Raw genomic sequence first — 21,415 nt, 5'->3', positions numbered from 1 at the left:
AAAAGCGATATCATCGGTTGGCGTAACGGCCGTTCTTGCCATGCCCTGGCATCGCCAGATTGCTGCGCACGGCAATCATCTGCTTGAGTCGGATCAGCTCGATGCCCTGACTCTTGAGCTTCGGCAACTCGCGCTCCAGCACTTCCAGGGTCTGTGGATAAGGGTGCCCGATCAGCACCGCCGAGCCCTGCTTGCGTGCCAGGGCGATACTTTGTTGCAGTTGTCCGGTAATTGCCTCGGTTGTGCGCACGTCATCGAGGAACACATCCCGTGAAACATGCGCCAAGCCTTGCGCCTGAGCTTCGGCCGCAGCGACCGTGGCCGCGCTGGTGCGGCTGTCGACGAAGAACAGGTGCCGGCGTTGCAGTTCACCCATCAGCCAGGCCATCGGCTCACGCTGGGCAGTCATGCGGCTACCCATGTGGTTGTTGATACCGGCAGCGTACGGGACTTTGGCCAGGGCTGCGTCCAGGCGTCGTGCCAGCTCTTCGATGGGGATGCCCGGGTGCCAGGCGTAGGGCCCGGTGGCCGGGTCCATGGGCATGTGCAGGATCACCGTCTTACCGGCCTTGTGCGCCTGGCGGGCAAAGTCGGTGGCATGTGGAGTGTCGGGCATGATCGCCATGGTCACCGGCCCGGGCAGGGCGAGCGTACGGTTGTCACGCTCGGTGCTCTGGCCCAGGTCGTCGATGATGATGCTCAGGTAGGCCTTGCCGGCCGGCGCCGCTTGCGCGACCCCGGCCATCAGGCAGAACAGCAGACACAGCAGATAACGCATGGGGTGGATCAGTCGCCCTTGGTGATGTTCAGGCCCTTGAGCAGGCTCAGGGCCTGGCTCAGCTGGTAGTCACTGTCCTGCGGGCGCTCCTGGCGCTTGCTGCTGCCGGTCGGGCGGTCGGCGCCGCCGTTGCCGTTGCCCAGGTGGCCCTGCAGGTCGGCTTCCTTGAAGGTGTCGTTGTCGCTGGCGTCGGCGGTCAGCTTGGCCGGGCGTACTTCGATGTCAGGGACGATGCCCTGGGCTTGGATCGAGCGGCCGTTGGGGGTGTAGTAGAGCGCGGTGGTGAGCTTCAGCGCACGGTCATTGGCCAGTGGCAGCACGGTCTGTACCGAGCCCTTGCCGAAGCTGTCGGTACCCATCAGCACGCCGCGTTTGTGGTCTTGCAGGGCACCGGCGACGATTTCCGAGGCCGAGGCGCTGCCGCCGTTGATCAGCACAACCAACGGTACGCCTTCGCTGGCGTCGGCCGGGTCGGCGGAGAAGCGCAGCTCGGAGTTGGCGATGCGGCCCTTGGTGTAGACGATCAGGCCCTTGGTCAGGAAGTGGTCGGCCACTTCCACTGCCGCCTGCAGTACGCCACCGGGGTTGTTGCGCAGATCAAGGATAACCCCGCGCAGCTTCTTGCCGTTGTCCTTGCGCAGCTTGGCCAGGGCCTTGCCGACTTCGTCACCGGTCTTGACCTGGAACTGGGTGATGCGAATGTAGCCATAGCCGCTTTCCAGCAGTTGGCTCTTCACGCTCTTGACCTGGATCACCGCGCGGGCGAGGGTCACGTCGAACGGACTGCCGCCGTCGCGCACCAGGGTCAGGGTGATCTTCTCGCCTATCTTGCCACGCATCTTGTCGACCGCTTCGGTCATGGTCTGGCCGCGGGTCGGGGCGCCGTTGATCTTGACGATCAGGTCGCCGGCTTGCACGCCGGCACGCGAGGCCGGGGTGTCGTCGATCGGCGACACGACCTTGATATTGCCGTCCTCCTGGCCCACTTCGATACCGAGGCCGCCGAATTCGCCGCTGGTGCTTTCCTGCAGCTCCTGGAAGTCCTCAGGGCCGAGGTAGGCCGAGTGTGGGTCAAGGTTGCTGAGCATGCCCTTGATGGCGTTTTCCAGCAGGGTCTTGTCGTCCACAGGTTCGACGTAGGCGGCCTTGATGCGGTCCATGACCTCGGCAAAGGTTCGCAGCTCTTCCAGCGGAAGTGGCGCCTTGGCGGTCACCTCGGTGGCCGGCACTGCGGCAGCCTTGGCTGGCGACGCTTTCGCCGGCTCCGCGGCACTGGCCAGGGGCGCACCGATCGCCAGAGCGATGGTCAGGGCCAGCTGGGTAAGGCGAGGCGAGTGCAGCATGTCGAACGAACTCCTGATCCTGTAAACGCTCCCTGCGGAGCATCGGTGCAGCGCCTGGTGCTACACCGTATGTAATGTGTCAGCCGCGGCACCACTGCGAAGGGTCGGTCGGCCGGCCCTGCTGGCGGATGGCGAAATACAAGCCTGCACTGTCCTGGCCACCGCTGTCGCCAACGGTGGAAATGGCTTCGCCGGCCTTGACGATGTCGCCGGCACTCTTGAGCAGGCTCTGGTTGTGGCCGTACAGGCTCAGGTAACCATTACCATGGTCGAGAATGACCAGAAGTCCAGCGCCACGCAACCAATCGGCAAACACCACGCGCCCGCCGTGCACCGCATGTACCTGGGTGCCAGGGCTGGCGCTGATCATCACGCCGTCCCACTTGGCCCGGACATCATTGCCGCGTGCATCACCGAAGCGTGCCAGCAATCGACCATTGACCGGCCAGGGAAGTTTTCCCCGCGCGGCAGAAAATGCACCGCCGTAGCTGGCACCGTCACTGGAAACCAGCGGGCCGAGGGTAGTGCGGGCCTTTTTCGGCGGCTCCGCTTCTTCTTTGTCTTTGTCCGCACGGGCGGCCAGGGCCTCCTGCTGGCGGCGCTTCTCGGCTTCCTGCTGGGCGAGCAGGGCTTTCTTGCGCGCTTCTTCGGCTTCGCGGGCCTGGCGGGCCAGGGTTTCCTCGATGGTCTTGAGCACCTTGGCCAGGTCGGCCTGGTCCTGTTGGCGGGCCTGCAGCTTCTGGTCGCCGTCTTTCACGTCGCTGTTGAGCTTGGCCAGTACCTGCTGGCGCTTGCTGCGCTCGGTGTCCAGCGCCTGGCGGCGGGTGTCGAGGTCGGTGCGCTGGGCCAGCAGCTGTTCCTGCTGGCGGGAAATGTCCTGCTCGACATTGGCCAGCTGGCGTAGCGTCTCGTTGAACGCCTTGAGCTGTTCGAGGCGCGCTTTGCTCAGGTAGTCGTAATAGGACAGGGTGCGAGCGAATTTCTCTGGGTTCTGCTGGTTGAGCAGCAGCTTGAGGTATTCCTCGCGGCCGTTGTTCTGGTAGGCCGAACGGGCCTGGATGGCAATCAGTCGTTGTTGTTCAACGCGGGCGCTCTGGAGTTTTTTTTTCTCGGTATCAAGGCGCTCCAGCTCGCCCTCGGTCTTTTTTAGTTCTTGTTGCAGGGCCTCCACCTGCTTCTCCAGGTTACCGATGTCGGTCTCGGTGGCCTTGAGGTCTTTTTGCACGCCGGCTTTTTCTTCCTGGAGCTTGCCCAGCGTCTTCTTGAGCTCGGCGATGTCCTGGCGGGTGGCGTCCAGTTGCTGCTGGGTCTGCGCGCGCTCATCGGCAAAGGCCGGGCTGAGCAGGCAGGACAGGGCTAAAGGGATCAGGGCGCGTAGCATGGGGTTTGGCGTACCAAGGATGGAGACTGGCCTAGTATGCCCGTGCGGGCAGGCAAAAAAAACGCCTCGCTGCCGGGGCAGCGGGGCGTTTGTCCGGAATTCATGTGCAATGGGCCTGCAAAGTGGCCCCGGCACACCGAATCAGGCGTCTACCAGGATCGAAGTACCGGTCATTTCTGCCGGTTTTTCCAAGCCCAGAAGCTTCAGCATGGTCGGCGCTACATCAGCCAGCACGCCACCTTCGCGGACTTTCACTTTGCGCTTGCCGACATAGATGAACGGCACCGGCTCGCTGGTGTGCGCCGTGTGCGCCTGGCCGGTGCACGCGTCTTCCATCTGCTCGACATTGCCGTGGTCGGCGGTGATCAGGGCTTCGCCATCGACCTTTTCCAGCGCCTCGACGATGCGCCCGACACAGGTATCCAGGGCTTCGACGGCTTTTACTGCGGCCTCGAACACGCCGGTATGGCCGACCATGTCGCCGTTGGCGTAGTTGACCACGATCACGTCAAAACGCTGCTGCTCGATAGCCTCGACGATGCGGTCGGTCACTTCAGGTGCGTTCATTTCAGGCTGCAGGTCGTAGGTGGCAACCTTCGGCGACGGGATCAGGATGCGCTCTTCGCCTTCGAACGGCTCTTCGCGGCCACCGGAGAAGAAGAACGTGACGTGCGCGTACTTTTCGGTTTCGGCGATGCGCAGCTGGGTCTTGCCGTTCTTCGCCAGGTACTCGCCGAGCACGTTGTTCAGGCTGGACGGAGCGAAGGCTGCAGGCGCTGCGATTTTAGCCGAGTATTGGGTGAGGCCGATGTAGGCCGCCATTTTCGGCTGGCGCGCACGCGGGAATTCGTTGAAGTCCGGCTCCACGAAGGCACGCGACAGCTCGCGGGCGCGGTCGGCGCGGAAGTTCATGAAGATCACGGCATCGCCGTCCTCGACCTTGACCGCCTCGCCAATGCGCGTGGCTTTGACGAATTCATCGTTCTCGTCGCGGGCGTAGGCTGCTTCCAGGCCAGCGAGTGCGGTGTCGGCGGTGTAATCGGCAACGCTGTCGACGATCAGGTTGTAGGCGGCGCTGACGCGGTCCCAGCGGTTGTCGCGGTCCATCGCGAAGTAGCGGCCGATCAGGCTGGCGATGCGGCCCTTGCCGAGCTTGGCGAAGGTCGCGTCGAGCAATTCGATCGACGACTGCGCACTGCGAGGCGGGGTGTCACGGCCGTCGAGGAAGGCGTGCAGGTAGATCCTTTCGGCCCCACGCTGGGCGGCCAGCTCGGCCATGGCGATCAGGTGGTCCTGATGGCTGTGCACGCCACCGTCGGACAACAGGCCGAGGATGTGCACGGCCTTGCCGGCGCCCACTGCCTTGTCCACCGCGCCGGTGAGCACCGGGTTCTCGAAGAAATCACCATCGCGGATGGCCTTGGTCACCCGGGTGAAGTCCTGATAGACGACGCGCCCGGCGCCGAGGTTCATGTGGCCGACTTCGGAGTTGCCCATCTGCCCGTCCGGCAGGCCGACATCCATCCCGGAGCCGGAAATCAGGCCATGCGGCTGGGTGGCGCGCAGGCGGTCATAGACCGGCGTGTTGGCGGCGAAGATGGCGTTGTATTCGGGGCTTTCGCTGTGGCCGAATCCATCCAGGATGATCAGCACCAGGGGTTTGGGCGTACTCGTCATCAATCAAACTCACGGTTGTTCAAAGATGATAAAGACACGCATTTTAGGGCAAATGCGCCATCAGGGGCTAATAATCGTCCGGTTGCCCGACCGACGCGGGCAGCCCGGCAACATGAAGGTACCTTTACCACCGACCCTTCGGGCTTTGGTGGCACTGGGGGGCTGTGTATACTGGCCGGCATTTTCAATCGCCTGGAACACCGCTGATGGTTGCTCACCTGATTCAATTCGCGACAGATCACTACATCCTGGTGGCGATCTTCGTGGTTCTGCTGGTCGCACTGCTCGTCAATGAACTGCGCCGTGGCGGCCAGAGCCTGAGCAACGGCCAGCTGACCGCGCTGGTCAATGCCGACAAGGCGCTGGTCATCGACATTCGTACGTCCAAGGAATATTCCGCCGGCCACATCGTCGGTGCGCTGAACATTCCGCAGGACAAAGTGGCCAACCGCATGGCCGAGCTCGAGAAGCACAAAGAGAAGACCCTGATCGTGGTCGACGCGATGGGCCAGCAGTCCGGCGCGGTCTGCGGCGAGCTGATCAAGGCCGGTTACACCGCCGCCAAACTGAGCGGTGGCGTTTCCAGCTGGAAAGCCGATAACCTGCCCCTGGTGAAGTGATATGAAGCCTGTCATCGTCTATTCCAGCGACTACTGCCCCTACTGCATGCGCGCCAAATACCTGCTCGAGAGCAAAGGCGTAGCCTTCGAGGAAATCAAGGTCGACGGCAAACCGCAGGTTCGTGCCGAGATGAGCCAGAAGGCCGGCCGTACTTCGGTGCCGCAGATCTGGATCGGCAGCACCCACGTCGGTGGATGCGATGACCTCTATGCCCTGGAGCGCGCCGGCAAGCTCGACGCGCTGCTGGCGGCCTGATTTGCACTGCATTCAAAAACATTAGGATAAGGATCTGCCATGACTGACCAACAGACCAACGGCGCTGCTGCAGAAGACAACAGCCCGCAGTTCTCCATGCAGCGCATCTATGTGCGTGACCTGTCGTTCGAAGCCCCGAAAAGCCCGCAGATCTTCCGTCAGACCTGGGAGCCGAGCGTTGCCCTGGACCTGAACACCAAGCAGAAGGCACTGGAAGGCGACTTCCACGAAGTGGTGCTGACCCTGTCGGTGACCGTCAAGAACGGCGACGAAGTAGCCTTCATTGCTGAAGTTCAGCAGGCGGGTATCTTCCTCATCAAGAACCTCGATGCTTCTTCGATGAGCCACACCCTTGGCGCGTTCTGCCCGAACATTCTGTTCCCGTACGCCCGCGAGACCCTGGACAGCCTGGTGACCCGTGGTTCGTTCCCGGCCCTGATGCTGTCGCCGGTGAACTTCGACGCCCTGTACGCGCAAGAAATGCAGCGCATGCAGGAAGCTGGCGAAGCACCGACCGTGCAGTAATTCTGCCGGCAACAAAAAAGCGCCTCTCGGGGCGCTTTTTTGTTGCCTGTACCGGCCCTTTCGCGGCGGTTCGACGCCTCGAAAAGCCCGCTCCCACAAGTTGAAACATGTGCAGGCCCTGTGGGAGCGGGTTCACCCGCGAAAGGGCCAGCACAGGCTATAGATCAGCTCCCGGCAAACCCATTCTGCCGCCAGGCCTCGTACACCGTCACCGCCACTGTGTTGGACAGGTTCAGGCTGCGGCACCCAGGCCGCATCGGCAGGCGCAGGCGCTGTTCGGCCGGCAGGCTGTCCAGCACCTCAGCCGGCAGGCCTCGGCTCTCTGGCCCGAACAGGAACGCATCACCGGGCTGATAAGCCACTTCGTGGAAAGGATGCGAGCCCTTGGTGGTGAAGGCGAACAGGCGTGGGTTGCCCAGGCTTTCCAGGCATCCGGCCAGGCTTTCGTGGCGCTTGAGCGTGGCATACTCGTGGTAATCCAGCCCCGCACGGCGCAGGCGCTTGTCGTCCAGTTCGAAGCTGATCGGCTCGATCAGGTGCAGGGCGCAACCGCTGTTGGCGCAGAGGCGGATGATGTTGCCGGTATTCGGCGGAATTTCTGGTTGAAAAAGGATGACGTGAAACATGCACGGCTCCAAACGTGAAGATGACGAGCATTCTACCCCCGATCCCGACCTGCGTTCGAAGGCCTGGCCGCGCATGCTGCTTTCCCTGGCGCTATTCGGCGTGCTGGTGGGGCTGATGATCGGCCGCCTGACTGCCCCGGATGAGCGTGTGCTGGAGCAGGTCGCGGTGGTACAGGATGGCCTGGACCTGTGGTTCAACGAAGAGCCCAGGCTGCATGGTGAGAACGTCGAAGGGACCGTGGCCGTGCTGTTCGAGGCCGAGGGCAAGGCGCAGCGTGGTCAGTTGGACCTGCAGGGCAAGCCGGTCGGCTGGCGTTTGCAGAAGAGCGACAAGGGGCTGTTGCTGACAGTGATTGCCGCACGCCCCCTGCACGGTGAATGGGCCGGTGCAGAGGACGCTGGACGTTGGCGGGTGCAGGTGAAGCTGCACGAATAAAAGAGGGGATATCCCGGCCTGCCTGTACCGAGGTCCCCAAAAGGGGTTACAGCGAATTAAAGGGGGGATGGCCCGGCCTGCCTGTACCGAGGTCCCCAAAACTGGCGTTACTGCGAATAAAAGAGGGGTCACCCGGCCTGCCTGTACCAGGGCCCCCGAAACTGGATATGTATTAGCTACTGCAGGGGGCGTGCCAGTTTTTAAAAGCCCGCGAATACTGGGCTTTCAGGGTGATTTGGCCGTATTTTGAGGTGATTTGTGCCTTGGGGAGGTGCATCGGGCACAGGATCGGTGCATGGGAAGGCTGAAATGGCTGGGGCCGCTTTGCGGCCCTTTCGCGACACAAGGCCGCTCCTACAGGGGATCGCGGTCTCTTGTAGGAGCGGCCTTGCGTCGCGAAAGGGCTGCTTAGCAGCCCCAGGGATCTTGCAGGTGAACAGCTAGATCAGTGGTCCTCACCCTCGTCTTCATCCCCGCCGTCCACGTTCATCCCCAGCTCCTTGATCTTGCGGGTCAGGGTATTGCGGCCCCAGCCCAGCAACACCGCCGCATCACGCCGCCGCCCTGCGGTGTGCTTGAGCGCGGTCTCGATCATGATCCGTTCAAAGCTGGGCACCGCGCTGTCGAGCAGGTTCGACTGCCCGCGTGCCAGGGCCTGGTCCGCCCATTGGCGCAGAGCCTGTTCCCAGTTGGTCACCGGCGCTGCGTCCTGCGGCAGGTTCAGAAGCTCCGGCGGCAGGTCGCCGATCAGCACTTCACGGCTGGAGGCCATCACGGTGATCCAGCGGCAGGTGTTTTCCAGCTGGCGCACGTTGCCCGGCCACGGCAGGTTGCGGATGAATTCTTCGGTTTCCGGTTTGAGCAGTTTCGGCTCGACGGCCAGTTCCTGAGCGGCACGCCCGAGGAAGTGGCGGGCCAGCGCCGGGATGTCTTCGCGGCGGTCGGCCAGGCGTGGGATATGGATGCGGATCACGTTCAGGCGATGGAACAAGTCCTCACGGAACTTGCCGGCCGTTACCAGCGACTCCAGGTTCTGGTGGGTCGCCGCGATGATACGTACATCGACCTTCACCGGCACATGGCCGCCAACGCGATAGAACTCGCCATCGGCCAGCACCCGCAGCAGGCGGGTCTGGGTGTCGGCCGGCATGTCGCCGATCTCGTCGAGGAACAAGGTGCCGCCGTCGGCCTGCTCGAAGCGACCGCGGCGCAGGTTGGCCGCACCGGTGAAGGCGCCTTTCTCGTGGCCGAACAACTCCGACTCCATCAGGTCCTTCGGAATGGCCGCCATGTTCAGGGCGATGAAGGGTGATGCGGCGCGAGGGCTGTGGCGATGCAGGGCGTGCGCCACCAGCTCTTTGCCGGTACCGGACTCGCCGTTGATCAGCACGGTGATGTTGGAATGGCTCAGGCGGCCGATGGCGCGGAAGACTTCCTGCATCGCCGGCGCTTCGCCGATGATTTCCGGGGTGCGGGCCAACGCCTGCGGTACATCGAGGCCCTGCTGTTCCTGGGCGTGCTGATTGGCACGTTTGACCAGTGACACTGCTTCGTCGACGTCGAAGGGCTTGGGCAGGTACTCGAAGGCGCCGCCCTGGTAGGACGCCACGGCGCTGTCCAGGTCGGAATGGGCGGTCATGATGATGACCGGCAGGCGCGGGTGCTGCTCGCGGATCTGCGCCAGCAGGTCGAGGCCGCTGGCACCAGGCATGCGAATGTCGGAAATGATCACATCCGGCTGCTGGCGAGCCAGGCGGCCCATGACACCATCGGCACTGTCGAAGCTCTGGGTGGTCATGCCTTCCTGTTGCAGGGCTTTTTCCAGGACCCAGCGGATGGAGCGATCATCATCGACGATCCATACGGTTTCACTTCGGCTCATGAGGCGGTGGCTCCTTGTTCCAGGGGCAGGAAGATCGAGAAGGCGGTGTGCCCTGCGTGGCTTTCACACTCGATCAGGCCCTGGTGCTGGCTGATGATGTTCTGGGTAATGGCCAGGCCGAGCCCGGTACCGTCCGGGCGCCCACTGACCATGGGATAGAAAAGCGTGTCCTGCAGTTCCGCGGGGATGCCCGGGCCGTTGTCGATGATCTCGATACGTGCTGCCAGGCGATGGCGCACATGGCCGATGGTGAACTGGCGCACCGCGCGGCTGCGCAGGGTGATGCGGCCCAGGCGCAGCTCGTTCTGCGAGCTGATCGCCTGCATCGCATTGCGCACGATGTTGAGCACGGCCTGGATCATCTGCTCGCGGTCGATCAATACGTCCGGCAGGCTAGGGTCGTAGTCGCGCACCAAAGTGATGCAGCCTTGGCTTTCTGCCTCGACCAGGCTGCAGACTCGTTCCAGCACTTCGTGGATGTTGGTCATGGCCAGCGACGGCAGTTTGTTCGAGCCGAGCATGCGGTCGACCAGGTTACGCAGGCGGTCGGCTTCCTCGATGATCACGTTGGTATAGTCGCGCAGCCCCTCTTCGGGCAGCTCGCGGGCCAGCAGCTGTGCTGCGCCACGGATGCCGCCAAGCGGGTTCTTGATCTCGTGGGCCAGGCCACGCACCAGCATCTTGGTGGTTTCCTGCTTGCTCAGCTGGGCTTCTTCCTTGGTGATGCGCAACAGGCGATCTCGCGGGTGCACTTCCAGCAGCAGCAAGGTATTGCCCTGGTGCAGGATTGGCGTCACTGCATAGTCGACGGTGATGGTCTGCCCGGTCAGCGAGGTCAGTTGTGCTTCACGCTTGGTAAATGGGTGCGCCTGTTCCACGGCCTGGCGCAGCGAATTGAGCGCCTCGGTCGATTCGGTGAACAGCTCACTGATGAACTGCCCATGACTGCGCTGGCCACTGACCGCCAGGAGCATCTCCGCAGCCGGGTTCATGTACTCCAGGCGCAGCTCGGCATTGAGCAGCAGCGTGGCGGTGGTCAGGTTGTCCAGAAGCAGACGGTGCTGTGCATCGCTGATGGTCATAAGGCGTCGGTGACCTCTTTTGGCGCTTGTCAGGCATGGCACGGCCATGGCCGGGCGCGCGGTGGATCCGCTGGTGCCAGTCTCTTCCCAAGAAACTGCAAGAAACAAACCAAGGCTCCGAAAAGAAGCGGATTTTGCTGATAAAGGCCTGAATATGCGCAGATTCGGACCAGAATGCCCTGATTTATCGATTCTTGTGACCTCTTTTGGGCTGCACTGAAGGGCGCCAGTCCTTCAGGTGCACCAATATAGAGCATAGAGATCTCAGGATTTATCGCACAGTTGGCCGGTCGCGCGAATCAGCGCTCGCTGGGTCAGGTGGTCCACGGGGCGCTTGGCTACGGCATCCGCCACCATGGCGGCGCAGTGTTGCGGTTTCTGCTGTTCAAAATCGGCCAGTTGCTTGAGCAGCAAAGTCTGCAGCTGATCAAGCTGGGGGCGGATCTCCTGCTGCAGGTCGCTGCGTGGTGTGTCTGGCGCAGCACCCAGGCGATGCCAATGGAAAAGCATTGTGTACTGCACCAGCTTGTTGGCCTCGATCTGGTCGGCGAAGAACGCCTCGGCTCGTTCCTGGGCCAGGCCATGTGCGGGTGCGGCTGCACGAACATTCGAAAGCACCTGCTGTTCACGCGGGCTTGCCTGGACCGGTTGGCGCTTGTCCCACTTGTGCAAGGCGACGGCTTGCGCCAAGTCTAGGCGGCGCTCGATAGTCTCAAGCAGCGGGCCGAGGGCAGGGTGGCTGGGTTCTGATGCCGCGCAGCCGGTCAGAGCAAGGGCGGCGGCTGCAACGAGGGGTAACGAGCGCATGATGAACCTCCGTGGAGTGAAGGTCCGAGTGTGCAGAAGCTGGCGCGTCACGCGGGTAGGAGCCTTCCGAAATTACTGAAGGCAGAAACAGAAACGGCCTCCCGAAGGAGGCCGTCTTGATCAGGTCATCGACGCCAGGCGCCGATCAGATCAGCAGCTGTAGTACAGCTCGTATTCCAGCGGGTGCACGAAGGTGCGGACCTTGATTTCTTCTTCGCTCTTCAGCTCGATGAAGGCATCGATGAAGTCGTCGGAGAACACGCCGCCCTTGGTCAGGAACGCACGGCCTTTATCCAGCTCTTCCAGGGCTTCTTTCAGGCTGCCGCATACTTGCGGGATGTCCTTGGCTTCTTCTGGTGGCAGGTCGTAGAGGTTCTTGTCGGCAGCATCGCCTGGGTGGATCTTGTTCTGGATGCCGTCCAGGCCAGCCATCAGCAGGGCCGCGAAGGCCAGGTACGGGTTGGCCGATGGGTCCGGGAAGCGTGCTTCGATACGGCGGGCTTTAGGGCTGCCGACGTAAGGAATACGGATCGAGGCGGAACGGTTGCGAGCCGAGTAGGCCAGCATTACCGGGGCTTCGAAGCCTGGAACCAGGCGCTTGTACGAGTTGGTCGACGGGTTGGTGAAGCCGTTCAGGGCCTTACCGTGCTTGATGATACCGCCGATGAAGTACAGAGCGGTTTCGGACAGGCCGGCATAGCCTTCACCGGAGAAGGTGTTCTTGCCTTCTTTCCAGATCGACATGTGTACGTGCATGCCCGAGCCGTTGTCGCCGTACAGTGGCTTCGGCATGAAGGTGGCGGTACGGCCGTAAGCGTCGGCAACGTTGTGCACGACGTACTTCAGGGCCTGTACTTCGTCAGCTTTCTTCACCAGGGTGTTGAACTTGACGCCGATTTCGTTCTGGCCGGCAGTCGCCACTTCGTGGTGGTGAACTTCAACGGTCTGGCCCATTTCTTCCAGAGCGTTGCACATGGCGGTACGGATTTCGTGGTCGTGGTCGAACGGCGGAACCGGGAAGTAGCCGCCTTTCACGCCTGGACGGTGGCCTTTGTTGCCGCCTTCCACGTCAGCGTCAGACATCCACGAGCCTTGCTCGGAGAAAATCTTGAACATCGAGCCGGAGATGTCCGACTTGAACTTCACTTCGTCGAAGATGAAGAACTCCGGCTCCGGGCCTGCGAATACGGTGTCACCGATGCCGGTGCTCTTCAGGTACTCTTCGGCGCGCTTGGCGATCGCACGTGGGTCGCGATCGTAGCCCTGCATGCTCGACGGGTCGACGATGTCGCAGGTGATGATCAGGGTCGGTTCTTCGGTGAACGGGTCCAGAACGGCGGTCTCGTCGACCGGCATCAGGATCATGTCGGAAGCTTCGATGCCTTTCCAGCCAGCGATGGAGGAACCGTCGAACATCTTGCCGACTTCGAAGAAGTCTTCGTCCAGGCCATCACGCGCCGGCATGGTCACGTGATGCTGTACGCCCTTGGTGTCCGTGAAACGCAGATCAATCCACTTGACGTCATGATCTTTGATGAGTTGAACCGACTTCGACATGTTGTCCTCCGGAGGGTCTAGAGCGCGGTGGGCCGCTGCTCTGGAAAAAGGGTGTTGCCGGGCGCGGATAGTCGGCCAAGCTTACCTGCCTCACAAGGGAGCAAATTGCATGCCAGTGCCCGAAAATGGCGAGGGCGAGATAAAAGGGGGCGTTTGCGGGCATTTGGTGGGCTGGCGGCCCAGAAAAATGCACCCTTAGGAGGCAGTAAAACTGCATAAGGCACCAAATTGGTGCGCGGCTTGCGAGCTGTGCTTTCTTTAAGGGCCCTTTCGCGGGCAAGCCCGCTCCCACAGGGCAGTGATGAACCTGTGGGAGCGGGTTTACCCGCGAAAGGGCCGGTACAAGCGCCGCCAATCTCGCCTCCCGCACTTATCTGAAAGCTTCTGATCAAAAGTTGGTCAAAACCTGAGCAATTTCCGATATAATTCGCGCCCCTCATTTTCGGCAGGCCCTGCGCGCGCTGTTAACCAATGAAACTTATCGTCAAAGTCTTCCCAGAAATCACCATCAAGAGCCGGCCGGTGCGCAAGCGTTTCATCCGCCAGCTCGGCAAGAACATCCGCAACGTGCTCAAGGACCTCGATCCTGAGCTCGCGGTCGATGGTGTCTGGGATAATCTCGAGGTGGTCACCCGCGTCGAGGACGAAAAGGTCCAGCGCGAGATGATCGAGCGCCTCACCTGCACCCCGGGTATCACCCACTTCCTGCAGGTCGAGGAGTACCCGCTGGGCGACTTCGACGACATCGTCGCCAAGTGTAAGCAGCACTTTGGCCACCTGCTGGCTGGCAAGCGCTTCTCGGTGCGCTGCAAGCGCGGCGGCCACCACGACTTCACCTCGATGGACGTCGACCGCTACGTCGGCAGCCAGCTGCGCCAGCAGTGCGGCGCCTCCGGCATCGACCTGAAGACGCCTGAGGTCGTGGTGCGCATGGAAATCCGCGATCAGCGCCTGTACGTGATCCACAATCAGCACAACGGCATCGGCGGCTACCCGCTGGGTGCCCTGGAGCAGACCCTGGTGCTGATGTCCGGTGGTTTCGACTCCACCGTGGCGGCCTACCAGATGATGCGCCGCGGCCTGATGACCCACTTCTGCTTCTTCAACCTCGGCGGCCGTGCCCACGAGCTGGGCGTGATGGAAGTCGCCCACTACCTGTGGAAAAAGTACGGCAGCAGCCAGCGCGTGCTGTTCATCAGCGTGCCGTTCGAAGAAGTGGTTGGCGAGATCCTCAACAAGGTCGACAACAGCTACATGGGCGTGACCCTCAAGCGCATGATGCTGCGCGGCGCCGCGCACATGGCCGATCGCCTGCAGATCGAAGCGCTGGTCACCGGCGAGGCGATTTCCCAGGTTTCCAGCCAGACCTTGCCGAACCTGTCGATCATCGACTCGGCCACCGACAAGCTGGTGCTGCGCCCGTTGCTGGCCAGCCACAAGCAGGACATCATCGACCAGGCCACCGAAATCGGCACCGCCGACTTCGCCAAGCACATGCCGGAATACTGCGGAGTGATCTCGGTGAACCCGACCACCCATGCCAAGCGTCACCGCATGGAGCACGAAGAAAAGCAGTTCGACATGGCCGTGCTGGAGCGCGCCCTGGAGCGTGCCAAGTTCATCTCCATCGACCACGTGATCGACGAGTTGGGCAAGGACATCGAAGTCGAAGAAGTGGCCGAGGCGCTGCCAGGCCAGATCGTCATCGACATTCGTCACCCCGATGCCCAGGAAGACGAACCTCTGGCACTGGACGGTATCGAAGTCCAGGCTATGCCGTTCTACGCCATCAACAGCAAGTTCAAGCACCTGGACCCTACGCGCCAGTACTTGCTGTATTGCGACAAAGGTGTGATGAGCCGTTTGCACGCACACCACCTGCTCAGTGAGGGACATGCCAATGTGCGTGTTTATCGTCCGACATAAGACGCCAGGGCTGTATGGCGGCAGCATCCGCCATCGCCCTCCCGACCGCCGGGCCCGCTGAGCCTTAAACAGTACATATTGGCCGCCTACAATGGGCGGCAACCGAATCCTCTGATCGAGATACACTTGTGATCGAAAATCTGCGTAACATCGCCATCATCGCCCACGTTGACCATGGTAAAACCACTCTGGTCGACAAACTCCTGCGTCAGTCCGGCACTCTGGAGCGTAACGAGCTCAACGACGAGCGCGTCATGGACTCCAACGACCAGGAAAAAGAGCGCGGTATTACCATTCTGGCGAAAAACACCGCCATCAACTGGAACGGCTACCACATCAACATCGTCGACACCCCCGGCCACGCCGACTTCGGTGGCGAGGTTGAGCGTGTAATGTCGATGGTCGACTCCGTGCTGCTGCTGGTCGACGCCCAGGACGGCCCAATGCCGCAAACCCGCTTCGTGACCAAGAAGGCCTTCGAAGCCGGCCTGAAGCCAATCGTCGTGATCAACAAGGTTGACCGTCCGGGCGCGCGTCCTGACTGGGTTCTGGACCAGATCTTCGACCTGTTCGACAACCTCGGCGCTACCGACGAGCAGCTGGACTTCAAAGTGGTCTACGCCTCGGCCCTGAACGGCATTGCCGGTCTGGACCACACCGCCATGGGCGAAGACATGACTGCCCTGTACCAGGCTGTCATCGACCACGTTCCAGCGCCAGCTGTTGACCGTGACGGCCCGTTCCAGATGCAGATCTCCGCACTGGACTACAACAGCTTCCTGGGTGTGATCGGTGTTGGCCGTATCGCCCGTGGTCGCATCAAGCCGAACACCCCGGTTGTCGCCATCGACGCTGACGGCAAGAAGCGTAACGGCCGTATCCTCAAGCTGATGGGCCACCACGGCCTGCACCGCGTCGACGTCGAAGAAGCCCAGGCTGGCGACATTGTCTGCATCAGCGGTTTCGATGAGCTGTTCATCTCCGACACCCTTTGCGACCCGACTGCCGTTGAAGCGATGAAGCCGCTGACCGTTGACGAGCCTACCGTTTCGATGACCTTCCAGGTCAACGACTCGCCGTTCTGCGGCAAGGAAGGCAAGTTCGTCACCAGCCGTAACATCAAGGACCGTCTGGACAAAGAGCTGCTGTACAACGTTGCCCTGCGCGTTGAAGAAACCGACTCCCCAGACAAGTTCAAGGTCTCGGGCCGTGGCGAGCTGCACCTCTCGGTACTGATCGAAACCATGCGTCGCGAAGGCTTCGAACTGGCCCTGGGCCGTCCGGAAGTGATCATCCGTGAAGTGGACGGCGTTAAGCAGGAACCGTTCGAAAACGTCACCATCGACATCCCTGAAGAATCCCAGGGCAAGGTCATGGAAGAGATGGGTCTGCGTAAAGGCGACCTGACCAACATGGTCCCGGATGGCAAAGGCCGTGTACGCCTGGAATACAACATCCCGGCTCGTGGTCTGATCGGTTTCCGTAACCAGTTCCTGACCCTGACCAACGGTGCAGGCATCCTGACTTCGATCTTCGATCGCTACGACGCTGTGAAGTCCGGCCACATGTCCGGCCGTCAGAACGGCGTACTGGTTTCGGTCGAAACCGGCAAGGCGCTGACCTACTCGCTGGAAACCCTGCAGGCGCGTGGCAAGCTGTTTGTCGAGCACGGTCAAGAGATCTACAACGGTCAGATCATCGGCCAGAACAGCCGCGACAACGACCTGGGCGTCAACCCTACCAAGGGCAAGAAGCTCGACAACATGCGTGCTTCGGGTAAAGACGAAGTCATCGCCCTGGTTCCACCTGTTCGCTTCACCCTGGAACAGGCTCTGGAATACATCCAGGAAGACGAGCTGTGCGAAGTAACGCCGAAGTCCATCCGTCTTCGCAAGAAGATCCTGGACGAAAGCGAGCGTACCCGCGCCGCCAAGAAAGCCAAGAACAGCTGATCTAGTTCTGGCTGAATGAAAACGCCCCCGGTCGAAAGGCCGGGGGCGTTTTTGTTTGCCTGCAGAATTTGTACTGACTGTGCTGGCCTCTTCGCGGCGGTTCGACGCCTCGGTAAACCCGCTCCCACAGGTACTGCACAGGCATTGGGGATTGCGCAAACCCTGTGGGAGCGGGTTTATCGAGGCGTCGAACCGCCGCGAAGAGGCCGGAACAGGCTGATGATCAGCGGCCAACCACCTTGGGCTTATAGGCACAATACCCCGGCCGCGGCCCGACCTTGGGGTGGTTGCGGCAGGTATCGGGGCGTTTGTCATAGATGGTGCACAGCCGGCTCTTGCGATCCAGGTACATGCAGTCATCGTTGCTCATCCGGGTCAGGGTGAAGATCCCCGACTTCTGGTTGAAGCGCTCGATGATGCCTTCCTTCTGCAGGCGCTTGGCCACGTTTTTAGGCGGTTCGTCTTTTTCGAACTCGTCCACCACGCCAATGCGGATCAGATCCTTGATCTTCACCTCCACCGGCAGGGTGCAACAGGTCGAATGGCAGCCATGGCACATGTTGCTGGTATAGCGCTGCCAGGTCTCCAGGCGGTCGACTTCGGCCGCGGCGATCAGGGTCGTTTTCATCGTTATGGGGGTGAATCACGGTCTTGGGGCGCGCGATCATACCGGAATTGTTCAATTTATGAACAACCTTTTGACCGAATGCGCAAAGGTTCATGAAAACCACGAACACTGGCTGTCGCTCTTGGTCGAAGCGTCTAGGCTCAACAATCTCCCTCCGCTTTCGTCAACTTGCCCGAGGATGCCGCATGTCCCAGGAACCTAAAGCACGTGACGCCGAAGTCGCGGATTTTCGCGCTGCCGTACTGGATAAGCTGACCTACGCGGTCGGCAAGGACCCGGAGCATGCCTTCGACCACGACTGGTTCGAGGCCATCGCCCTGGCAGCACGCGATCACATGGTCGACCACTGGATGGACCATACCCGCCAGGCCTACCGACGTAGCCAGAAGCGGGTCTACTACCTTTCCCTGGAATTTCTCATTGGCCGGCTGCTCTATGACAGCCTGAGCAACCTCGGCTTGCTGGACATCGCCCGCGAGGCATTGGAAGGCCTGAACGTCGACCTGGAGCGCATTCGCCTGCTCGAGCCGGATGCCGCACTGGGCAACGGCGGCCTGGGCCGCCTGGCGGCGTGCTTCATGGAGAGCATGTCGACGTTGGGTATTGCTGCCCACGGTTACGGTATCCGCTACGAGCACGGGCTGTTCCGTCAAGCCATGGTCGATGGCTGGCAGCAGGAGCAGACCGAGAACTGGCTGGACTTCGGCAACCCCTGGGAATTCGAGCGCGCCGAGGTGATTTACCCGATCAGCTTTGGTGGCAGCGTCGAAACGGTGCATGACACCCACGGCAAGCAGCGTCAGGTGTGGTGGCCGGGGGAAACCGTGCGGGCGGTAGCTTACGACACACCAGTGGTTGGCTGGCGCGGAGCCAGCGTCAATACCTTGCGCCTGTGGCGGGCGCGGGCGCTGGAAGAATTGCACCTGGAGCGCTTCAATGCCGGTGACCACCTCGGCGCGGTTGCCGAAGTCGCGCGGGCCGAGAGCATCTCGCGGGTGCTGTACCCGGCCGATAGCACCGAAGCCGGCCAGGAACTGCGCCTGCGTCAGGAATACTTCTTCGTTTCGGCCTCGCTGCAGGATCTGCTTCGCCGCCACCTGAACATGCACGAGAACCTGCTCAACCTGCCGGACGCGGCAGCCATCCAGCTCAATGACACTCACCCGTCAATCGCCGTTGCCGAGCTGATGCGCCTGCTGGTCGACCAGCACGAAATTCCGTGGGACACCGCGTGGGAGCTGACGGTCGGTACCCTGGCCTACACCAACCACACGCTGCTGCCCGAGGCCCTGGAAACCTGGCCGGTGGCGCTGATGGAGCGCATGCTGCCGCGGCACATGCAGATCATCTACCTGATCAATGCCTACCACATCGACAGCCTGCGCGCCAAAGGCCTGCACGACTTCGACGTGCTGCGGGCCGTGTCGTTGATCGAAGAAGACAACGGCCGCCGGGTACGCATGGGCAACCTGGCGTTCCTCGGCTCGCACAGCGTCAATGGTGTGTCGGCGCTGCACAGCAAACTGATGAAGAGCACGGTGTTCGCCGAGCTGCACAAGCTTTACCCGCAGCGGATCAACAACAAGACCAACGGCATCACCTTCCGCCGCTGGCTGTACCAGTCCAACCCGCAGTTGACCGAGATGCTGGTCGAGGCGCTCGGGCCGGACCTCAAGGACGACCCCGAAGGGCGCCTGGCCGGGCTGGTGCCGTTCGCCGACAAGGCCAGCTTCCGCAAACAGTTCGCCGCTCAGCGCCTGCACAGCAAGCGCGCCCTGGCCAGCATCATCCAGGACCGGATTGGCGTCACGGTCAACCCGGAGGCGCTGTTCGACGTGCAGGTCAAGCGCATTCACGAATACAAGCGCCAGCTGCTCAACCTGCTGCACACCGTGGCGCTGTACCAGGCGATGCGCAACGACCCCGGCACCAACTGGGTGCCGCGGGTGAAGATCTTCGCCGGCAAGGCGGCGGCCAGCTATCACCAGGCCAAGCTGATCATCAAGCTGGCCAACGACATCGCCCGGGTGGTCAACAACGACCCGACCGTGCGCGGCCTGCTCAAGGTGGTGTTCCTGCCCAACTACAACGTCAGCCTGGCCGAAAGCATCATCCCGGCGGCGGACCTGTCGGAGCAGATCTCCACGGCCGGTTACGAGGCGTCCGGCACCAGCAACATGAAGTTCGGCCTCAACGGCGCGCTGACCATCGGCACGCTCGATGGTGCCAACGTCGAGATGTGCGAACAGGTGGGGGCGGACAACATGTTCATCTTCGGCCTGACTGCGCAGCAGGTGGAAGCACGCAAGCGGGCCGGTGATTTCGGTGCCAACGCCGCTATCGCTGCGTCGAATCGCTTGAGCGATGTGCTGCAGGCCATTCGCAGCGGGGTGTTCTCACCTGACGACCCTTCACGCTACGCCGGGTTGATCGACGGGCTGGTGGCCTACGACCGTTTCCTCGTTTGTGCCGATTTTGATGCCTACTGGGATGCCCAGCGACGCGTCGAAGAGCTGTGGCACACGCCGCAGGAGTGGTGGCGCATGGCGGTGCTGAACACGGCGCGGATGGGCTGGTTCTCCTCGGACCGGACCATTCGCGAATATGCCACCGAGATCTGGAAGGCTTTGGATTGATGAGCCGCGCGCCGTCATTGTGGGAGCGGCCTTGTGTCGCGAAAGGGCTGCGTAGCAGCCCCACGATCAATGCAACTCAGCTGAAACCCCGGGGCCGCTACGCGGCCCTTTCGCGACACAAGGCCGCTCCCACAGAGTCTGTGCAGGTGGCCGAGTGTGTGCAAGGCAACCGACCATTGGCCGAGCACTGGCTGAACTCAACGCCGGAAGTCGAGTCTCTTTGCTCGCTAGGCTGCAACTCTCCCTGTAAACTGCGGGGGTTTTTCTCCCCCAATCCTTTCGGAGCCATACATGTCCCGCGTTACCCTGAGTCGCTATCTGATTGAGCAGACCCGCAGCAACAATACCCCTGCCGATCTGCGCTTCCTGATCGAAGTGGTGGCGCGTGCGTGCAAGGAAATCAGCCATCACGTGTCCAAAGGCGCCCTCGGCGGCGTGCTGGGCAGCATGGGCACTGAAAACGTGCAGGGCGAAGTCCAGAAGAAGCTGGACGTGATCTCCAACGACATCCTGCTCGAAGCCAACGAGTGGGGCGGCCACCTGGCCGGCATGGCGTCCGAAGAAATGGACAACGCCTACCAGATCCCGGGCAAGTACCCGAAAGGCGCCTACCTGCTGGTCTTCGACCCGCTGGACGGCTCGTCGAACATCGACGTCAACGTCTCGGTCGGCACCATCTTCTCGGTACTGCGTTGCCCTAGCCAGTACCTGAGCCAGAACGAAAGCCTGAACGAAGAAGCGTTCCTGCAGCCAGGTACCGAGCAGGTCGCCGCCGGTTACGCCATCTACGGCCCACAGACCATGCTGATCCTGACCCTGGGCAACGGCGTCAAGGGCTTCACCCTGGACCGCGAGCTGGGCAGCTTCGTCCTGACCCACGAGAACATCCAGGTTCCGGCAACCACCGCCGAGTTCGCCATCAACATGTCCAACCAGCGTCACTGGGAAGCCCCGGTGCAGCGCTACGTGGGCGAACTGCTGGCTGGCGAGACCGGCCCGCTGAAGAAGAACTACAACATGCGCTGGATCGCCTCGATGGTGGCCGACGTGCACCGTATCCTGACCCGTGGCGGTCTGTTCATGTACCCGCGTGATGCCCGTGAGCCGAGCAAGCCGGGCAAGCTGCGCCTGATGTACGAAGCCAACCCGATGTCGTTCATCATTGAACAGGCCGGTGGCGCCTCTACCAACGGTTACGATCGCATCCTCGACATCAAGCCTGAAAGCCTGCACCAGCGCGTGTCGGTGATCCTCGGCTCGAAGGAAGAGGTCGAGCGCGTCACCGCCTACCACAAGGAGTAAG

The 21,415-nt window shown here is 61.8% G+C and carries 18 protein-coding genes; 8 read left to right on the top strand and 10 right to left on the bottom strand.

The genetic code is table 11. From position 1 onward, the window contains the following. Positions 1 to 10: 10 nt before the first annotated feature. The 4 genes from BUQ73_RS24555 to gpmI all read right to left on the bottom strand — a co-directional run bounded on the left by BUQ73_RS24555 (position 11) and on the right by gpmI (position 5,179). A complete protein-coding gene (locus BUQ73_RS24555) occupies positions 11 to 778 on the bottom strand; it encodes a divergent polysaccharide deacetylase family protein (RefSeq protein WP_079230030.1) in 768 nt (255 codons plus the stop codon). Positions 779 to 786: 8 nt separating this feature from the next. Further along, positions 787 to 2,121, bottom strand: a complete 1,335-nt coding sequence (locus tag BUQ73_RS24550) for a S41 family peptidase (protein ID WP_079230029.1) — start codon at positions 2,119 to 2,121, stop codon at positions 787 to 789. 79 nt (positions 2,122 to 2,200) lie between these two features. Continuing rightward, positions 2,201 to 3,502: a murein hydrolase activator EnvC family protein gene (locus BUQ73_RS24545; RefSeq protein WP_079230028.1), complete on the bottom strand. Its 1,302-nt coding sequence runs from the start codon at positions 3,500 to 3,502 to the stop codon at positions 2,201 to 2,203. A 141-nt stretch (positions 3,503 to 3,643) separates the two neighbouring features. Further along, on the bottom strand, positions 3,644 to 5,179 hold the full coding sequence (gpmI, locus tag BUQ73_RS24540; protein ID WP_079230027.1) for a 2,3-bisphosphoglycerate-independent phosphoglycerate mutase: 1,536 nt from the start codon (positions 5,177 to 5,179) through the stop codon (positions 3,644 to 3,646). A 206-nt stretch (positions 5,180 to 5,385) separates the two neighbouring features. Between gpmI and BUQ73_RS24535 the strand changes: the two genes are divergently transcribed. The 3 genes from BUQ73_RS24535 to secB are packed head-to-tail and all read left to right on the top strand — an operon-like array spanning position 5,386 to position 6,580. Beyond that, complete coding sequence (locus BUQ73_RS24535; RefSeq protein ID WP_027921024.1) at positions 5,386 to 5,799, top strand: rhodanese-like domain-containing protein; 414 nt, start codon at positions 5,386 to 5,388, stop codon at positions 5,797 to 5,799. 1 nt (position 5,800) lies between these two features. Continuing rightward, positions 5,801 to 6,055, top strand: coding sequence for a glutaredoxin 3 (gene grxC, locus BUQ73_RS24530; protein ID WP_003249204.1), 255 nt, complete (start codon positions 5,801 to 5,803; stop codon positions 6,053 to 6,055). Between the two features lie 39 nt (positions 6,056 to 6,094). Then, positions 6,095 to 6,580 carry a protein-export chaperone SecB gene (gene secB, locus BUQ73_RS24525; protein ID WP_012312355.1) on the top strand — a complete coding sequence of 162 codons (486 nt, stop codon included), beginning with the start codon at positions 6,095 to 6,097 and terminating at the stop codon, positions 6,578 to 6,580. 164 nt (positions 6,581 to 6,744) lie between these two features. On the opposite strand, the gene trmL is transcribed toward secB, so the two are convergent. Next, positions 6,745 to 7,206, bottom strand: coding sequence for a tRNA (uridine(34)/cytosine(34)/5-carboxymethylaminomethyluridine(34)-2'-O)-methyltransferase TrmL (gene trmL, locus BUQ73_RS24520; RefSeq protein WP_054884254.1), 462 nt, complete (start codon positions 7,204 to 7,206; stop codon positions 6,745 to 6,747). Between trmL and BUQ73_RS24515 the strand changes: the two genes are divergently transcribed. Then, on the top strand, positions 7,205 to 7,642 hold the full coding sequence (locus tag BUQ73_RS24515) for a hypothetical protein (protein WP_079230026.1): 438 nt from the start codon (positions 7,205 to 7,207) through the stop codon (positions 7,640 to 7,642). The two genes, trmL and BUQ73_RS24515, sit on opposite strands and share 2 nt — an antisense overlap. 445 nt (positions 7,643 to 8,087) lie before the next feature. On the opposite strand, the gene ntrC is transcribed toward BUQ73_RS24515, so the two are convergent. The 4 genes from ntrC to glnA all read right to left on the bottom strand — a co-directional run bounded on the left by ntrC (position 8,088) and on the right by glnA (position 12,970). After that, a complete protein-coding gene (ntrC, locus tag BUQ73_RS24510) occupies positions 8,088 to 9,524 on the bottom strand; it encodes a nitrogen regulation protein NR(I) (RefSeq protein ID WP_060484298.1) in 1,437 nt (478 codons plus the stop codon). Continuing rightward, positions 9,521 to 10,606, bottom strand: coding sequence for a nitrogen regulation protein NR(II) (glnL, locus tag BUQ73_RS24505; protein ID WP_079230025.1), 1,086 nt, complete (start codon positions 10,604 to 10,606; stop codon positions 9,521 to 9,523). Before glnL ends, ntrC begins: the two co-directional genes overlap by 4 nt. 264 nt (positions 10,607 to 10,870) lie before the next feature. Continuing rightward, complete coding sequence (locus tag BUQ73_RS24500) at positions 10,871 to 11,413, bottom strand: chorismate mutase (protein ID WP_079230024.1); 543 nt, start codon at positions 11,411 to 11,413, stop codon at positions 10,871 to 10,873. A gap of 150 nt (positions 11,414 to 11,563) precedes the next feature. Further along, positions 11,564 to 12,970 (bottom strand): type I glutamate--ammonia ligase, encoded by a 1,407-nt coding sequence (gene glnA / locus BUQ73_RS24495; protein ID WP_079230023.1) that lies wholly within the window; start codon positions 12,968 to 12,970, stop codon positions 11,564 to 11,566. A 471-nt stretch (positions 12,971 to 13,441) separates the two neighbouring features. Here glnA and thiI point away from each other — a divergent pair, with 471 nt between their 5' ends. Continuing rightward, positions 13,442 to 14,896, top strand: a complete 1,455-nt coding sequence (gene thiI, locus BUQ73_RS24490; protein ID WP_079230022.1) for a tRNA uracil 4-sulfurtransferase ThiI — start codon at positions 13,442 to 13,444, stop codon at positions 14,894 to 14,896. 128 nt (positions 14,897 to 15,024) lie between these two features. After that, positions 15,025 to 16,848 carry a translational GTPase TypA gene (gene typA / locus BUQ73_RS24485; protein WP_079230021.1) on the top strand — a complete coding sequence of 608 codons (1,824 nt, stop codon included), beginning with the start codon at positions 15,025 to 15,027 and terminating at the stop codon, positions 16,846 to 16,848. 223 nt (positions 16,849 to 17,071) lie between these two features. Here typA and BUQ73_RS24480 read toward each other — a convergent pair whose 3' ends face one another. Continuing rightward, entirely contained in the window at positions 17,072 to 17,476 is a 405-nt protein-coding gene (locus tag BUQ73_RS24480) for a YkgJ family cysteine cluster protein (protein ID WP_003249225.1), read from the bottom strand. Positions 17,477 to 17,661: 185 nt separating this feature from the next. On the opposite strand from BUQ73_RS24480, the gene BUQ73_RS24475 reads away from it, so the two are divergent. Together BUQ73_RS24475 and BUQ73_RS24470 are read left to right on the top strand one after the other, a co-directional pair. Next, entirely contained in the window at positions 17,662 to 20,112 is a 2,451-nt protein-coding gene (locus tag BUQ73_RS24475) for a glycogen/starch/alpha-glucan phosphorylase (RefSeq protein ID WP_079230020.1), read from the top strand. A gap of 291 nt (positions 20,113 to 20,403) precedes the next feature. Continuing rightward, positions 20,404 to 21,414 carry a class 1 fructose-bisphosphatase gene (locus tag BUQ73_RS24470; protein ID WP_079230019.1) on the top strand — a complete coding sequence of 337 codons (1,011 nt, stop codon included), beginning with the start codon at positions 20,404 to 20,406 and terminating at the stop codon, positions 21,412 to 21,414. Position 21,415: the final 1 nt, after the last annotated feature.

It is taken from the genome of Pseudomonas putida, from assembly GCF_002025705.1.
Lineage (GTDB): Bacteria > Pseudomonadota > Gammaproteobacteria > Pseudomonadales > Pseudomonadaceae > Aquipseudomonas > Aquipseudomonas putida_J.
The sequence above is the reverse complement of the archived record's forward strand: the minus strand, read 5'-3'. Positions and strand labels throughout refer to the sequence as shown.

Bases quoted from the DNA above. Each gene is read 5' to 3' on its own strand.
- BUQ73_RS24555 (WP_079230030.1), bottom strand. From the start codon at position 778: ATGCGTTATCTGCTGTGTCTGCTGTTCTGCCTGATGGCCGGGGTCGCG.
- BUQ73_RS24550 (WP_079230029.1), bottom strand. From the start codon at position 2,121: ATGCTGCACTCGCCTCGCCTTACCCAGCTGGCCCTGACCATCGCTCTG.
- BUQ73_RS24545 (WP_079230028.1), bottom strand. From the start codon at position 3,502: ATGCTACGCGCCCTGATCCCTTTAGCCCTGTCCTGCCTGCTCAGCCCG.
- gpmI (WP_079230027.1), bottom strand. From the start codon at position 5,179: ATGACGAGTACGCCCAAACCCCTGGTGCTGATCATCCTGGATGGATTC.
- BUQ73_RS24535 (WP_027921024.1), top strand. From the start codon at position 5,386: ATGGTTGCTCACCTGATTCAATTCGCGACAGATCACTACATCCTGGTG.
- grxC (WP_003249204.1), top strand. From the start codon at position 5,801: ATGAAGCCTGTCATCGTCTATTCCAGCGACTACTGCCCCTACTGCATG.
- secB (WP_012312355.1), top strand. From the start codon at position 6,095: ATGACTGACCAACAGACCAACGGCGCTGCTGCAGAAGACAACAGCCCG.
- BUQ73_RS24515 (WP_079230026.1), top strand. From the start codon at position 7,205: ATGCACGGCTCCAAACGTGAAGATGACGAGCATTCTACCCCCGATCCC.
- trmL (WP_054884254.1), bottom strand. From the start codon at position 7,206: ATGTTTCACGTCATCCTTTTTCAACCAGAAATTCCGCCGAATACCGGC.
- ntrC (WP_060484298.1), bottom strand. From the start codon at position 9,524: ATGAGCCGAAGTGAAACCGTATGGATCGTCGATGATGATCGCTCCATC.
- glnL (WP_079230025.1), bottom strand. From the start codon at position 10,606: ATGACCATCAGCGATGCACAGCACCGTCTGCTTCTGGACAACCTGACC.
- BUQ73_RS24500 (WP_079230024.1), bottom strand. From the start codon at position 11,413: ATGCGCTCGTTACCCCTCGTTGCAGCCGCCGCCCTTGCTCTGACCGGC.
- glnA (WP_079230023.1), bottom strand. From the start codon at position 12,970: ATGTCGAAGTCGGTTCAACTCATCAAAGATCATGACGTCAAGTGGATT.
- thiI (WP_079230022.1), top strand. From the start codon at position 13,442: ATGAAACTTATCGTCAAAGTCTTCCCAGAAATCACCATCAAGAGCCGG.
- BUQ73_RS24480 (WP_003249225.1), bottom strand. From the start codon at position 17,476: ATGAAAACGACCCTGATCGCCGCGGCCGAAGTCGACCGCCTGGAGACC.
- BUQ73_RS24475 (WP_079230020.1), top strand. From the start codon at position 17,662: ATGTCCCAGGAACCTAAAGCACGTGACGCCGAAGTCGCGGATTTTCGC.
- BUQ73_RS24470 (WP_079230019.1), top strand. From the start codon at position 20,404: ATGTCCCGCGTTACCCTGAGTCGCTATCTGATTGAGCAGACCCGCAGC.